The sequence below is a fragment of the Desulfonema magnum genome (assembly GCF_017377395.1).
GTDB lineage: Bacteria > Desulfobacterota > Desulfobacteria > Desulfobacterales > 4be13 > Desulfonema_C > Desulfonema_C magnum.
Genome location: NZ_CP061800.1, coordinates 342,687 through 357,415 on the forward strand (window position 1 = coordinate 342,687; position 14,729 = coordinate 357,415).

12 protein-coding genes are annotated in these 14,729 nt (G+C 43.8%); all 12 read right to left on the bottom strand.

The genetic code is table 11. From position 1 onward, the window contains the following. Positions 1 to 56: 56 nt before the first annotated feature. A complete protein-coding gene (locus dnm_RS01385; RefSeq protein WP_207680936.1) occupies positions 57 to 2,249 on the bottom strand; it encodes a CHASE2 domain-containing protein in 2,193 nt (730 codons plus the stop codon). A 15-nt stretch (positions 2,250 to 2,264) separates the two neighbouring features. Then, positions 2,265 to 3,215, bottom strand: a complete 951-nt coding sequence (locus dnm_RS01390; protein WP_207680937.1) for a M48 family metallopeptidase — start codon at positions 3,213 to 3,215, stop codon at positions 2,265 to 2,267. Next, positions 3,212 to 3,712: an SH3 domain-containing protein gene (locus dnm_RS01395; RefSeq protein ID WP_207680938.1), complete on the bottom strand. Its 501-nt coding sequence runs from the start codon at positions 3,710 to 3,712 to the stop codon at positions 3,212 to 3,214. The genes dnm_RS01390 and dnm_RS01395 overlap by 4 nt, the downstream gene beginning before the upstream one ends. 129 nt (positions 3,713 to 3,841) lie before the next feature. Then, positions 3,842 to 4,726, bottom strand: a complete 885-nt coding sequence (locus dnm_RS01400) for a glycosyltransferase family 2 protein (protein WP_207680939.1) — start codon at positions 4,724 to 4,726, stop codon at positions 3,842 to 3,844. A gap of 15 nt (positions 4,727 to 4,741) precedes the next feature. Next, the gene (locus tag dnm_RS01405) at positions 4,742 to 5,902 is read right to left on the bottom strand and encodes a glycosyltransferase (protein WP_207680940.1); all 1,161 of its coding nucleotides are present in this window, start codon (positions 5,900 to 5,902) and stop codon (positions 4,742 to 4,744) included. Between the two features lie 142 nt (positions 5,903 to 6,044). Further along, on the bottom strand, positions 6,045 to 7,544 hold the full coding sequence (locus tag dnm_RS01410; protein ID WP_207680941.1) for a hypothetical protein: 1,500 nt from the start codon (positions 7,542 to 7,544) through the stop codon (positions 6,045 to 6,047). 173 nt (positions 7,545 to 7,717) lie between these two features. Further along, positions 7,718 to 8,746, bottom strand: coding sequence for a glycosyltransferase (locus dnm_RS01415; protein ID WP_207680942.1), 1,029 nt, complete (start codon positions 8,744 to 8,746; stop codon positions 7,718 to 7,720). Between the two features lie 17 nt (positions 8,747 to 8,763). After that, complete coding sequence (locus tag dnm_RS01420) at positions 8,764 to 9,816, bottom strand: glycosyltransferase family 2 protein (RefSeq protein WP_207680943.1); 1,053 nt, start codon at positions 9,814 to 9,816, stop codon at positions 8,764 to 8,766. Next, positions 9,809 to 11,347, bottom strand: coding sequence for a hypothetical protein (locus dnm_RS01425; RefSeq protein ID WP_207680944.1), 1,539 nt, complete (start codon positions 11,345 to 11,347; stop codon positions 9,809 to 9,811). Before dnm_RS01425 ends, dnm_RS01420 begins: the two co-directional genes overlap by 8 nt. A gap of 364 nt (positions 11,348 to 11,711) precedes the next feature. Beyond that, positions 11,712 to 11,945, bottom strand: coding sequence for a type II toxin-antitoxin system HicB family antitoxin (locus dnm_RS01430; protein ID WP_207680945.1), 234 nt, complete (start codon positions 11,943 to 11,945; stop codon positions 11,712 to 11,714). A 509-nt stretch (positions 11,946 to 12,454) separates the two neighbouring features. Next, a complete protein-coding gene (locus dnm_RS01435; protein ID WP_207680946.1) occupies positions 12,455 to 13,810 on the bottom strand; it encodes an ABC transporter ATP-binding protein in 1,356 nt (451 codons plus the stop codon). Between the two features lie 16 nt (positions 13,811 to 13,826). Continuing rightward, positions 13,827 to 14,630: an ABC transporter permease gene (locus tag dnm_RS01440; RefSeq protein ID WP_207680947.1), complete on the bottom strand. Its 804-nt coding sequence runs from the start codon at positions 14,628 to 14,630 to the stop codon at positions 13,827 to 13,829. Positions 14,631 to 14,729: the final 99 nt, after the last annotated feature.

Genomic DNA, 14,729 nt, shown 5'->3' on the forward strand with positions numbered 1-14,729 from the left:
AAGATTTCATTATTTGCTGTGACGAGTCAGGTCATGGCTGTTTATCCAAAATCTGTTTATTTGCTTGTCATGACCCAGACCCCCTGCCAATTCTCCGGGGGAGATTCCATAAGTATCCGGCATTTTTTCTCATAAGCAGATGCAGGAGGATCAAGGTCTCTGATCTCGGAAAAAATTTCCCGGGCATCTGCGAACTGTCCCTTGTAAAACATTTCCAGCCCCCGGGCAAAGGTCTTCAGAATCGCTTTTCTGCTCTCGTAATCCTCCGCAAACATAGGCTCATAAACCGTGACCGGCTCCTTACGTCCCACCACAGCCACCCTTGCCAGCTCCCGCACAGGAAATGCGTCGCCTAAAAGTTCCAGCGTGAATTGGGAGATCATGGTGTAAGTGGCGAACTGTTTGTTTGTCCCTTCAAGTCGTGCGGCCAGATTCACCGCATCTCCGAGCATGGTATAGTCAAACCGTGTGTGTGATCCCAGGTTGCCGACCACAGCCGGGCCGGTATTTATGCCAATTCGCATCAGCATATCCGTGCCAATACGCTCTCTGAATCCGGGCCGCATTTTTGCCAGTTCTTTCTGGCATTGAAGCGATGCCCGAACAGCTCTGACCGCGTGCTCGGACACTTCAAGGGGTGCGTTCCAAAACGCAATAATTGCGTCCCCTTCGTATTTGTCAACGGTTCCGCCTTCTTCGTGTATGATATCCGTCATCTCCGAAAGATACTCATTCAGCAGTGCGGTGAGTTCCTCGGGTTCCAGTCGCTCGGAAATGGAGGTGAATCCCTGAATATCAGAAAAGAAAATGGAAAGAATCCGACGTTCTCCGCCCAGCTTGAGCTGCTCGGGATGCCGGATCAGTTGTTCAATGAAAAGCGGACTGAGATAGTGTCTGAAAGCGTTCTTAATGTATCGCTTCTGACGCCCCTCGGTGGCATAGTTCGCTGCCAGAGAAATGATGAGAGACGCGGCAATTGCGGTTTCCTGAATAACTAACAGCAGCCACAGACCGTAAAAATAAGATACAAGAGAAATGAGTACAGGTGTAGTAAGGAAGATAAAACTGACAATTACGCCGCCAGCGATGCTGCTGAAAAAAGAGGCTGAGATCGCACAACTCAGAGATAAAAAGAAAACAATGATGAGGATCAGCCAGGTCGGCGAGATGCGCATAAAATCGCGGGAAAGAAAGTTGTCCAGCATGGTCGCGTGAATTTCCACACCGGTATATATTCCGCCGACTGGGGCAGGACGCAAGTCGAAAAGTCCCGGCGCTGAAAATCCAAAGAAGACATATTTATCTTTGAAAGCGTTTTCCTCTCGAATCACGGGTTTCTCATTGCTGAGAAGGCGTATTTCTGATTGCAGCACTGCTGCCGCACTGTATGCTTTATGCGTGCCGGACGGTCCCCGGTAACGTAAAACAGCATGGCCGCGGTCATCTATGGGAATACCTTTTCCATCAAGGGTAAATCTTCCGGGGAGAATACTTGCCTTTGCATTGGGATTCCCAGCCAGATATGACCCCAGGCCCGTAGAGAGCAGGGGGCTGCCATCAAAGACATTAAAAGGGCTGATGCGGCGATAAACCCCGTCCTTGTCGGGATTCATGCGGACATTACAAAGTGCGGCAGCGTTGTTTGCAACTTCGGGGATAGGCATGACAGCTCTGGGAAAGAGAATCTCATCAGCATTGGTCAGCGTCAGCCATTCCTCCAGGCCAATGATTTTTAATTCAGGTCTGGAAAACTCACTCGGCCAACTCATCTCGCTTCCGGCAGTTTTTCCCAGAAACACAGACCCTGCTGCAAATCTCCCGAACTCAGAAATTGTGGCTCCGAACCTCTCATCATCCTCCACACCGTAAGCGGAAGGCTCGGTAAAAAGTACATCAAAGGCCAGGGATTTTGCTCCGCTCCTCTGGCAATAGTTTATAATTGCCGCATACACCTCCCTGGGCCAGGGCCAGGTCAGGCCGCTTTCCTCCTTTGCCCAGTCCAGACTGTTCTGATCCAGCAGAATCAGGCGAATGTCATCCGTGGCAATGCCTGGTTTTGCCATGAGGGAGGCGCGCCAGTCCCATGTCCTCGCCTCCCATGAATCAAGCCAGCCCGGAGACCAGAGCGCAATTGCCAGAACCGCCCCGGTCACTCCGATGATAACCCCTTGAATGAGTTTGGCAATTTGTGATTTGTGATTTGTGATTTGCGATTTGGAATTTGTGATTTGTAATTTGGAATTTGCCACAGTGTCTGTCTGTTATCAGATGTTTCTAAAAACTGCCATGAATCTGGGCTGTCTTGGCCCGGCTGTTTTAACTTTGGTGTATCTTCCGATGTGCTTTCGGAGGGCGGCAATTCGAACGGCCGGAGGCGGATGTGTTTTGGCGAAGTCAAGCCTTCCGGGTTTCAGTCTTTTCTTCATCACGTTAAGCATATCCACCAGTCCATTGGGATCATAGCCCACGTTCTTTAAAATTTTCACCGCTGCCATATCTGCTTCAAGCTCAAATGATCGGGAATAGCCATTGTTGACAAGGGTTGAAGTGATGTCGGAAATAGAATCTTCGAATGTCTCGGTAAGTTGGGCCAGTTCTTTTTGGCCAAATGATTTGGTCCCCTCAATGGCAAGCGTCGTGAGCGCGGAAGTGATCCGTGACTTTTTGATAGCCTGAAGTCCGTGTTTCAGCTGAACATGACCGATTTCATGGGCAAGAACTGCCGCGGCAGCGTCCTCGTGTTTGCAACATCTGAGCATTCCCCGGGTCACGAATATCAGCCCTCCGGGTGCGGCAAACGCGTTGATTTCATCTGAGTTGAGGATCAGGAAATGGTAGCTGCCAAAGGTCTCCGGCAATTCCGAAGCCTGAGCCAAAGCTTTTCCAAGTACGTTCAGGAACATATTTGCCTGCGGTTTGTTATACGGCCTGTATTTGGCGGTAATGGTCGCGGCCACGGTGCGGCCGATGTAATATTCCTGTTCAGGGGTGATGTCCTGAAAGCTTCTGGCAACAGCACTGGCGCTTTTATTGATCGAGTCTGCCTGAGATTCGTCAATAACCCCCTGAGACACGGCGATGGACGTACCGATTTTGGTGACAGCCTCCATTGTCTTACAACCCGAAATAAGAGCGGAAAATAGCGGCGCAAGTCCTGCTCCCAAAATATATTTGCCGGAAAGATTTAAAAATTCTCTTCTGTCTGATTTCATCATCTGCCACCTCCTCCCGCGGATAATCCGCCTTTTTTCAAAAACCGTTTTATCTGGTTCGGGGTCACCACGATCTTTTCCATGCGATCTACCCAGGTGAAATCAATTTTAGGGTTTTTTACTTTGAATTCCTGCTCGACCTGTTTATTGAACCCCTTTCCGGCCAGCGCGAGTTCATCAGCGCTGGCTGCAAGACTGACATCCTTTGTTCCGGCCCTGATCACGATTTTCTTGGTCGTAAGGGCAGATGCATGTATCCAGCCCCCGGCTCTGCTGCCAGGCACACTGACCCTGATCCAGGAACCTTTTTCCTCTCGCACCTGAACTCGGTCGCCATAGGAGAGATTAACCACAATTCGGCCCAGGAATGAGGGCGTGGAACGAATTTGCCCCTGCCTGACCTGCACACTCATCATTTTTTCTCCTGTTGCATACGCACAAAATGCGGTCAGAGAAAACAGAACAAACATCATTAACATTGTTTTGAATCTGGTGATCATTTTTTTTACCCTCCCTTTCTTACCGGTGTTTCAATTTACAAATATCCTCCCCCTAAGAGCGTGTTTGAAAATGCTGCAAATATGCCGTCCTTACGGGTCTTTTCAAACCCCTTCTAATTATATTATACATCACTTTGAAAATATTTTGGCAAAAAATCTTCGGATGCGGTTTCCTGATAATAATCTGTCTCTTATTTTGTAACAAATGGAAACAAATTTCAAGTCACGAAAATGGTACATCTGATTTAACGTTTTTTCAAGGTGTTTTATATAAGTATTTGCCTGTAACAAACTGACATCTTTTTCAGAAATAACATAGTCAAGGTTTTCAACATATAGTTCTCTATGTTTGTTACATATGTATCGAATCAGGAAACGACGGTTTTCAGGTGTGCCACATGCGGTGACCATGGAACCGCTTCTCGCCCTGTAGTCAAACATCACTTCTCTGATCAGATGAAACTGCCAGCCCTTTTTCATCACACGAATCCAGAACTCCCAGTCTTCGTAGCCGATTCTCATTTCAGGATCATAACCGCCGCACGCTTCCCAAATTTCTTTCCGATACACAGAACAGGCCACAATAAAATTATGCAAAAGAAGCCTTTTTGGATCAAATTCCGGGAATTCCCATACGCCATCCTTTTCGCCAAAAAACTGGGCATACGGATAAACAACGCCGACGTTTGGATTGTTATCCAATAGTTCTGATGCCTTTTTTAAATAATGCGGTCTGATTTTATCATCTGCATCCAAAGGGAGAATATATTCACCAGTTGCTTGTTTTATACCGGTATTTCTGGCTGAAGCCAGTCCTTTATTATCAGTATGAATGACCCTTGTTTTTGGCTTGTCATAATTCTTTAATATCCTTTTTGTGAATTCGTGGGTGGAACCGTCATTGACAATGATAATTTCAACATCCTGATAAGGCTGGCTCAGGACAGATTCGACAGCTTCGTCAATATATTGTCCTTGATTATAACAGGGGATAATAACGCTGATTTTTGGCATGTTAAACCATTATTGCTAAAAAGTCAAATGAGTTGCAGACGCATCCGCCAACCCAGATAAGTCCGCCATGAGGCGTGCCAGACGGATGATAAAGAGCCTACGATTCATTTTGTTAAAAGGAGATCGGACAGTTACACTTATCCTCGGCCTGTTGTGGCTCTCAGACATATTGGCGAAAAATCCTTGCTGCCAATCAGAAGCATATTCGCCTTCAAAGTCCGGGAAAATGGGTATATCTCTGCCTGATGCGGAGAGAAACAGACCTGTCAGCAAATAGGTTTCAACAATACGGTTTGTGGTTTCCATTTGCCGTTTTGCCTTGCTTACGGACTGTGTCTTTCCATGCCAGCGATATTTATAAAGATAATCAGGAAGAAAAAGCAGGGGTTCAAACAAACTGGCACGCAAAGCAAACTCATAGTCCTGGCACCCTTCATAAATTTTGAAATATCCCCCGATATCCTGAAAAAGGTCTTTGCGTATTGCCTTCAGATGACCGGCCACCATGCCATGAGAAATGAGATGAGAGGAGTTTTCCGAACGGAGTCTGCATCTCAGCAACCCGCCGTTTTCGTCAACATCCAACATTCGGGAACTGATATATCGCACAGAAGGATATTTTTTGATCCGTGAAGTTAAAATTCTCAGACTCTTCTCCACCAGCATATCATCGCAGTCCAGATGCACGAGCCAATGATAATGAGCTGCTTCGACTGCCCGGTTTAATGATTCGCATATGCCAAGATTTTTCTCATTATCAATAATACGAAGCATCTTACGAAGGTTATCCGGGATGAGAGACGCCAACACTTGTTCGGATACATTGGGATCGTCGTTTATAATCAATATTTCAACGGGTATTTCCGGAACATGCCTCACAGACAGAGCAACTGATTCAAGACATATTTTCAGATAGTCAAGGTGGGCATAAAACGGAATGATAATTGAGAACGCAGGTGGCTGAGGAGCAATGGGGAGATGATGCCCGTTTTGTGCGTTAAAAACAGATTGTAAAAATAAAGCCTCAGAGTCTTGCTGTCTGTTGAGAATGACTTTTGCGCATGAATCCTGCCTGTTGTTTTCAGGAAGAAAAGTGTTCGGAATATCAACTTCCGGGAAATCTCGCAGAATACGCTGAGTGTCCGTCTCATTCACATTAAGGATAGCATTTTCCAATCTGAAACACCGCAGTAACCATTGGGACAGTTTTCCTCGGAAATTCGTTTCAGCATTTACTCCGTGCCAAACTTGTTTATTATAAAATTGTTGTATTAAAAAATGAATATTTCTCACTTCTCACTTCTCACTTCTCAGTTACCTACTTCTCAGTTGAAAGGAAAACTTCAACATCAGGGACTTCCATTTGCGGGAACAGACCCATGACTGACACTGCTCTGTTATGATATTCCTTGACTTTCTTATTTGTAAAAGACGGCTCTTTGGGAAGCGGCTTTTCAAACAAAACCGCATCTGCCTTGTCTATACGCTCAAAGCTATATTCCAGTTCCCTGGCGTGCATATCATCGTAAACCAACGTGGCAATCTTCAGTGTATCGCCGTTTTTCCCTAAGAATTCCTTAGATAAAAGCAAACTCTCGGTATTCAGAAAAGTGCTGTCCGTTGCCATCAGAATGTTTTTTACGCCATGATGTTTTAATACGCTGAAAAGCCGGGTCAGTTCATGAACCTTATCCAATTTAGGAACCTGAGTCATCGGAACAGATGCGACAATAATCATGAGTATAAGAACGTTTTTTATACGAGGAATATATCGGGATTCCTCTGACTTACTAAGAGCAGCCGCCATTGTGAATGGCAAAGCAATCATGACAGGCATTAAAAATCGCAGATCACTGTTCTGGCTTGTGGAACAAAGAAACAAATAGCTGAAAATGACGACAGCCGGTAAGAATTGCGTCCACTGCATCTGACGCTTCAGGATCATCCGAAAAATTAAAACCAGAATAATCGCACAAGGGAAAACAGACCAATTCACTGCATGAAAGAATCTCTCCCAAAATGCAAAATATGATGTATCATTTGCCGCGTAAAATATAGCACGCGGCCCCCAACTGGAAGCCCATGCGTGTCCGAGATATAATTTGCCAAATTTCATCCAGATAAGAAATGAAGGAAGACATAAGAGGAATGCTCCAAACAGCGTTATACCAAGATATCTGATGCCATCCTTTCTCCATTTCAAAAAAATTATAATTGGTATGGCCAGGCCCATAAAGTATATAAAAGTTACTTTGCAAAAAAGGCCTGCAGATACAATTGCACCCCACAGACAGCCGCGTGAGAAACTCCCGGCAGAACTTTTGTCTCCTGCTTCAAGTTCCAGACTGATGAGCAATAGAAAAGAAAGAATAATCCACGAAACAAGCTGATCAATCAGAAGTCTCCCGGCATAACCTTTAAGAAACGGGTTCAGAAAGACTGATAAAGAAGCCAGTAATATCACCCAATCCGGAACGCCTGTTTTTTTCATCATATGGAAAGATATAAAAATAAAAATCCATGTAAGCAAAGCCATGGTGAAAACCACAAGACCGACACCTCCGGCAGTTCCGCCGATTGGCCCCCAGGGCAGGGATAGGAAAGCCATGACAGGAGATTTTGCCATGATGGAAAGGGCCTCCTCCATCCCTTTAAAATCAGCAGTCCAAAACGCCTGATTTAAAGATAACGCACGATGGGAAAAGTATAATTCCTCCCAGCCCATCTGATAAGGAGTATAAGTGATTACCGTAGGAAGAATAAGAAGCAGGGCAGCAATCAGAATTGCGGGCTTCACAACCGTTTGGGGTGAAATCAAAATATCTCCTTTACTCGTTTACTCGTTCCCAGGCTCTGCCTGGGAATGCGTGTTTCGAGGCTCTGCCTCGTACACAAAAGCGGTGTAGAATCTGGTCAGCCTCAGTCTGGCAACGCCAGGCGGAACCTGGGAACAAGTATATCTATTCCGCTTTTCACTTTTCACTTCCAAATTCAAACTTCAAACTTCAAACTTTTAATTGTGTGTATGCACCGTGCATGTTCGCCAATGGGACATTCATTCATGGAAAAGTAGAAAAAGCGGTCGGACAAATGGTTATTCACCTCAGCAGGCAGCATAACCTGTCTGTCAGGAAAAATGCATTTCAGAGGACGAATCAGGTCTTTCTCAGCCAGAATGAAATCATAAAAATTCCACACCAAAAAACAAATCCGGCCTGCTTCAAGAAGGGACAAATTTAAAATTCTGGCAATTTTTTCCATTGTCTCTGGAACGCTTTCGTGATTCCCCAGTTCAAGATATCTCGCATGGACAGCCCCGGACGCGATGCGTTGCTGTTCAGCATATATTGCGCTTACAGCATTCTCCGAAACAGTATAATCATAAAGAACCTCCTCGACCATGGCACCTTTAAAAAACCGGAGCCATGTTGTCCATAACGCGAAATCCTCACAATGAGTCACCCTGACATCATGAGAATAACCACCCAAAAGATGAAACACGGACTTCAACGCAAGAATGCTGCCATGGGGAAAAGGGCATCCCACTTCGGCGGTGAAGCGTAAAATGCCGCCCCATGTTCCGGGACGGACAAGGTCTTCATCTTTGGAACTGTCTTTATGAACTAATCTCATTCCTGTTCCCACAATTGAAAGGTTCAGGTCAGCGTCAAACAGGAACAATTGCTTCTGAAGCTTTTCAGGACACCATGCATCATCGCTGTCAATACGGGCAATGAGCTCATATCGGGCAAGATTCAGTCCCACATTTAATGCAAAGACAAGACCGCTGTTGTTCTGCAATGGGACATATCGCACCCGAGTATCCTGAAATATCTCTGAAACCGATTCCAACTGATTAACTGATATGATACTGCCGTCATCAATAACAATAAGTTCCAAAGGCAAGGAGCAAACCTGGTTCAGTACTGATACCATGGCTCGTTTCAACTGAACCGGCCAGTCATCTGTAAGTGATTTGCAAAAACAGGGGAGTATTACTGAAATTCCGTTAAAGTGCATATTAAATATCTGAGTGTTCAGGTGTCTGAGGAACCTCTGAATGCAGTTTTCATATGGACAAGCATCTGACGGATTCTTCTGAACCCGGCTTTAAAGGCTATCCATATCATTTCTGAAAATGTTTTGGGAAGTTGATGATAGCAAACCAACTCCGCTTCAAGCTCTCCCTTCTCTTTTGTCAACTGCCCGATCTGTGCTTCAAGCCTGCTCACCTGATTCTGAAGCGATATGATCTGTGCATCCTGGGCCGGAACTCTCGGATTTATGGACATTACCGAACTGGCGAGAACATATCCGTTCACGGGAAATTTTGTTTTATTGATATAAGAGCGAATTTCCAAGGATGCCTTTTTCCAGATATCAGGATGCTGTTTTACCGGTGCATTTCCGTCTGAGGTCATTCTGAATTCAGACAGGGTTTCATGTAAGGCTTCAAACCGGAGCCCTTTCTCCAATAATCGGAGCAAAAAATGCCAATCTTCTGTGTATTCCAAAGATTCGTCGAACAGAAGGTTATTCTCTTTCAACGATCTGAAACAGACTGAATAACTATTGATGGGAATAAAATTCTCAATGAATAAATAAGAGATATGCTTAGGCCGGTATGCTTCCTCTGGCTGAGAACCTAAGTGGCGCTGATTGCTGGCTGAATAAATCACATCTGCATCTGTTGCATCAAACGCCTGGCGCATTTTCTGAGTAAAGAAGGGATATACAATGTCGTCATCATCAAGGAAAAAGATGGCGTCAAAGGTGAACCCGCAGTTATAGCAGTAATCCAGGCCGACATTCAGCGGATATCCTCGTTTCTTATGTGTGTCAGTCGCGTGTAATAACACATAATCCAGCGTGTTAATTTCTTTGCAAACGGAATCCACTTCTGATAAAATTTGTGTATCTGTGCCATGTGTCACCACAACGGCCAGGCATTTCAAATGCTGAAATGCGACTGACTGTAATGCCTCGGCCAGAGAATCATTTCTTTTCCCTGTTGTGCGGATAATTACCGCGAAGGCATATTCTGCGGCTTTCGTGTTTTTTAATGAGGAGGTCATGCGTCTGTCATTCATTCCTTTTATTTCGCACAAAAAACGGAGCTATCCGATCAATCCAATTTACACAGACAAATGAAGCTTCGAATGCTTTAACACGTGCGGCATGTTCTGATATTATCTTTTTGTGACGTTCCAGTTCTGAGCGTGTCTTTTCTAATGCCCGCTCTAATTTCTGATTATATTCTGCCTGTCCTTGTAAATCAAGGCGTACTTTTTTTAATGATTGCTCCAACTCCCGGTTGTATGCTATTAGGTGTTCCGCATCAGCACGACATTCTTCTAAAGATTGCTTCAGTTCCTGGTTGTAATCTCCTCGCCGTTCCATCTCGGCATGGGATTCTTCCAAAGCTTGTTGCAGTTCCTGATTATAATCTCCCCGGCGTTTCACCTCAGCACGGGTTTTTTCTAATAATTGTTCCAAGTCCTGGCTGTAATCTCCCCGCCGTTGCACCTCATCACGGGATTCTTCTAATAATTGTTCCAACTTCCGGTTGTAATCTCCCCGGCGTTTCACCTCATCACGAGCCTCTTCCAATAATTGCTCCAATGCCCAGTTGTATTCTCCCCGGCGTTGTGCCTCGTCACGAGTCTCTTCTAATAATTGTTCCAATTCCCGGTTATAATCTCCCCGGCGTTTCACCTCGATGTCAGATTCCTCTAACGACTGCTTTAATGTATTATTTTTTTTTACAATTTCTTTAATAACTTTATAATAGTATAATTGGGTATCACAAAACTGTTTTCTTACAGCATCTATGCTCGAAAGAATATCTCCGTCTGACTCCTCTGTATAAACACATTTCTTATTTAGCAGCTTAAAATAATCATATACCAACTCAGAAACAGGATCACTATGATCAGGAACCTGATATTTATGATGTTTCAGTGAACTATCTATAAATTGTCTGATATGAGCTTCGACATCCTGATATGTTTTTGGAAAAGTCAGATTAAGGTTGCTTGAAATATGGCGCACGATTTCTTCGGAGTCAGATATAAGTCTGTCAAAGGGACAAAATATTCTTGGAAAACCCCTGGTATAATATTCAGCATTTATCATATGAGTCATCCATAAAAGCAGCGATTTTTCAGTTGAGAATCCGTCTCTCTTTTTTAATGAATGAGCAACTTCCATCGGATTCCTTAAAGTGATGACAAAGTGGGGCATTATATTTAATTCCGAAATCACACGGATCCAGAAAGGTATCAGTCTGCAAAGTCTCGGGTCTTTTATGCCGCTAATTTCAGATACAAGGAGTTCATTTTCAACGACTTTTTTTATTTCATTCCTGAAAGGCCGCAGAGAGTCATCTGTCCACCAATTTTCATCAAGGGGAAGAAAATCATCCCAGGATGTTCCCAGTCTTCTGAGTATTCCTTCATTAATATCTACGATATGCTTATTCTCAAAATATCCTTTGGGATTTTCTTTTGTCGGTTTCAGAAAACCTGAACCCAAGTGTACCCCCAGCATACTCAGTACGCCTGTAAAAGCTGAGGTGCCGCTTCTGTGCATTCCCAAAACAATGATACATTTTGTTTTCATAATAATGCGAATGTGGCTCTGAGGTATCTATCTGCGGCAGTCAGTTGATATAACCGGCTCGGCGTAGAAATATATCAGCCCTGTTGACAGGAAATGATCTCCTGCCTGCACTCGGAACACGGCAGCATCTATAAAGCGATGAAGAAACACTTCCGCGCCGTCAACTACGCCTAAGACACTGGCGTTAAAAAAAACAGAACCCGGAATGACAGTCCGGGGCGGAGCCTTCCCTGAATCCGTTATACTCGATAATCAAATTTTTTTTGTCATTCCTGCGAAAGCAGGAATGACAGACTTTTTGGCCGGATCAGGTCAAAAAACTTGATTATCGAGTATCAAAATATATCGTATCTGTCATATATTTCTATAGCAAATTACCGCTGTGTTCAAAGACCCACGCGGGATCCGGAATTTCTATAGTTGTTATCTGAGATTCCGGTTCACAACGTATTTCTGTATCAAGCATATCCTGCGCACCGATTGAAAGCGATTCAATAAGTTCCTCACGAGTCCGCTCCTGTGCGTTGACACCTTGCAAATCAACCAGCCATCCTATCCACCATTCTCCTGATTTTTTAATAACAGCTCTGAATTTCATCACTTACCTCACAAAGGGTATATCAATATCCTTACAAATTTTACGAGCTAATTCATCCACAATTTCATTATGTCTGGGGACTTGGGTTTTTAGCAAATCCTTCTGAAAAATACTGTGTTTTTTACCCTCTCTTAATAAAAAAGCTCCGTGTTTCTTCAAATGTTTTAGAAGTTTATTCCTTTTCATCATTAAATATTTGTTACAAGTCAGATAGTTCTTTATGCTTCATACCTTTTCAGACTTTTTTAAGAGGAATGTAAAGCTTGCTTTGCAAGTATCTGAAATTAAATCGTTGAACGGCAATCTCAAAGCAAAATTTGCACTCCTCTCCTAATAAAATGTTTATCGTTACGAGGGCGTATTGTGCGAAAAATCGCTGCGCTCTATTTTCACACTCCGGATAATATTTTTCTTAAAAGCCAAATCATTGTTCCAACTCCCAGTTCTAATGTTCCCGGTGTTGCACCTCAAAGCCAGATTCCTCCGGTGACAGTGAATAAAAACATAACTCACAAAACCGAGACAACCGGGTCAGCATAGAAATCTATCAGCCCTGTTGACAGGAAATGATCTCCTGCCTGCACTCGGAACACGGCGGCATCTATAAGTCGGTGAAGATAGACTTCTGTACCATCAACCACACCTAACGCGCCGGCATTAAAAAAATAGACGCCGGGCTGGAGAAGACATTTAAAACTAAACTTAACCGATACTGTTTCGCCGGCTTCGATACAGGGAATAGCGTCCTTTACTGACGAGGAAGCCGAGCCGCCCAGTTCAACGCCGCTGACAGTCTTTATCATCATACCAAACCGGACATTGTATGCTGTGTTTTCAAATCTGACCTTGTAAGTATAAAAATATTTATGGCGGCGAACAAGAACATTTACGAGGTTCCCATCCGGCGTGGTGATCTGTACGTCAGTGATATGAACCCCCCGGGAGTTATATGAAATTGTGCTTTTCGGAACCAGGTTCGGTTCATAAAACTCCTGTAAATTCGGTTCATCTGCAATCGTCTGAGCAGATTGTTCTGTGATTTTGAGCTTATTATAATTTTCCTGTTCCCTTAGTTCTTTTGCATTCAAGGCTCGTATTGTTTCACGCAAGGAATCAATTTTATCTTCCTCTGAAAATATGAGCTTGTGATATTCGGAGACCACTGATTTCGGTGTCCCCATAAGCAACAGTTCTCCCTGATCAAGAAGTATGGCTCTGTTACAAAGTTCCACAATCTGTGAGGCGCTGTGAGAGACAAATAAGATCGTTGTTTCCTCTTTCTGAAGCTGCTGAATACGGGAGAAGCATTTGCGTTGAAAAATTTCATCTCCCACAGCCAAAGCTTCATCCACGATTAAAATATCAGCATTCACATGAATTGCCACTGAAAACGCCAGACGGACATACATGCCGCTTGAATAGGTCTTAACGGGCTGATCAACAAAATCACCAATATCTGCAAAATCCGCAATATCATCAAAACGCTCTTGTATTTCCTTATTGGTCAGACCGAGTATGGCTCCGTTAATGAAAACATTCTCACGTCCTGTGAATTCAGGATTAAATCCTGCGCCGAGTTCGAGAAGTGCGGATATCCTTCCGTTGACTTCAATAAGGCCGTCTGTCGGATTTAAGATGCCGCATAATATTTGTAACAAAGTTGACTTGCCGCTTCCGTTCCGACCGACAATCCCCAGGGTTTCACCTCTTTTTACATCAAAAGAAACATCATTAAGAGCGCTGAATATCCGGTGAAACTTTTTACGAAAAGGGTGGAAGGCCTCTTTTACTCTGTCCGAAGGCGTGTTGTAAAGTTTATAAGTTTTGGTCAGATTTTTTATTTCTATCACCGTGTTTTCAGCCATTTCCTGTGTGACTCCGTTACAGAACATCCGCAAAGTGTGGTTTTAATTTTTTAAATATTAATGCGCCCATCACGAATATGATAACGGCCACTGTCCAAAAATATAAGGCATCATATGGATTTTTCCAGAAGGGAGAGAAATAAATAAACGAATCCCGGTATCCCTGGACGATATAATACATGGGATTTAATTTCAATATTGTCTGAACCCCGGGGGGCATCATATTGATATCCCAGAAAATCGGCGTTGCCCAGAAGCCTGTCTGTAATACCACGGCGACAATCTGCCCCACATCTCTGATAAACACGTTTAAAGCAGATACGGTCCAGCCAAGTCCGAGGGCCAGCACAGACATGCCTGCGAGATAGTAAAAAAACTGTAAATAATGAATGCTGAAAGGCATCCCCTGAAAAATAACCAGCCCCATAAGCACAAGGAGAAAAACCGCGTGGGTAATCAGGCATGAAACAATTTTAATGAACGGCAGTATTTGCGAATGAAACAGGGTTCTCTTAATCAGGTGAGAATTGGAGACAATCACCCCTGCTGATCCATTGACAATATCGGAAAAAACAAACCAGGGGGCCATACCGGCTGTCAGCCAGACAACAAAGGGAACATTATTTGTAGGCTTCACTTTGAATCCCAGACTGAAAACAACCCAAAAAACAAATATCATAATCATGGGATGAACAAAGGTCCATATAAAACCCAGGAATGATCCGATGTGCTGAGTTGCCACCTCCCGTTTGGCCATGGATAAAATAAGATTTTTTTGCTGGAATATCAGTTTGATAAAATAGAAAAAGCTTCTGATCATTATGAAAATAGGTGTTAGGTGTTAAGTGTTAGGTGTTAGGTGTTAGGTGTTAGGTGTTAAGTATTAGGTATTACTCGGTAATCAAATTTTTTGTCATTC

What these genes read in the sequence shown, in the direction of transcription:
- dnm_RS01425 (WP_207680944.1), bottom strand. Translation starts at nt 11,347, where the DNA reads ATGAAAACAAAATGTATCATTGTTTTGGGAATGCACAGAAGCGGCACC.
- dnm_RS01440 (WP_207680947.1), bottom strand. Translation starts at nt 14,630, where the DNA reads ATGATCAGAAGCTTTTTCTATTTTATCAAACTGATATTCCAGCAAAAA.
- dnm_RS01430 (WP_207680945.1), bottom strand. Translation starts at nt 11,945, where the DNA reads ATGAAATTCAGAGCTGTTATTAAAAAATCAGGAGAATGGTGGATAGGA.
- dnm_RS01400 (WP_207680939.1), bottom strand. Translation starts at nt 4,726, where the DNA reads ATGCCAAAAATCAGCGTTATTATCCCCTGTTATAATCAAGGACAATAT.
- dnm_RS01435 (WP_207680946.1), bottom strand. Translation starts at nt 13,810, where the DNA reads ATGGCTGAAAACACGGTGATAGAAATAAAAAATCTGACCAAAACTTAT.
- dnm_RS01415 (WP_207680942.1), bottom strand. Translation starts at nt 8,746, where the DNA reads ATGCACTTTAACGGAATTTCAGTAATACTCCCCTGTTTTTGCAAATCA.
- dnm_RS01420 (WP_207680943.1), bottom strand. Translation starts at nt 9,816, where the DNA reads ATGAATGACAGACGCATGACCTCCTCATTAAAAAACACGAAAGCCGCA.
- dnm_RS01390 (WP_207680937.1), bottom strand. Translation starts at nt 3,215, where the DNA reads ATGATGAAATCAGACAGAAGAGAATTTTTAAATCTTTCCGGCAAATAT.
- dnm_RS01395 (WP_207680938.1), bottom strand. Translation starts at nt 3,712, where the DNA reads ATGATCACCAGATTCAAAACAATGTTAATGATGTTTGTTCTGTTTTCT.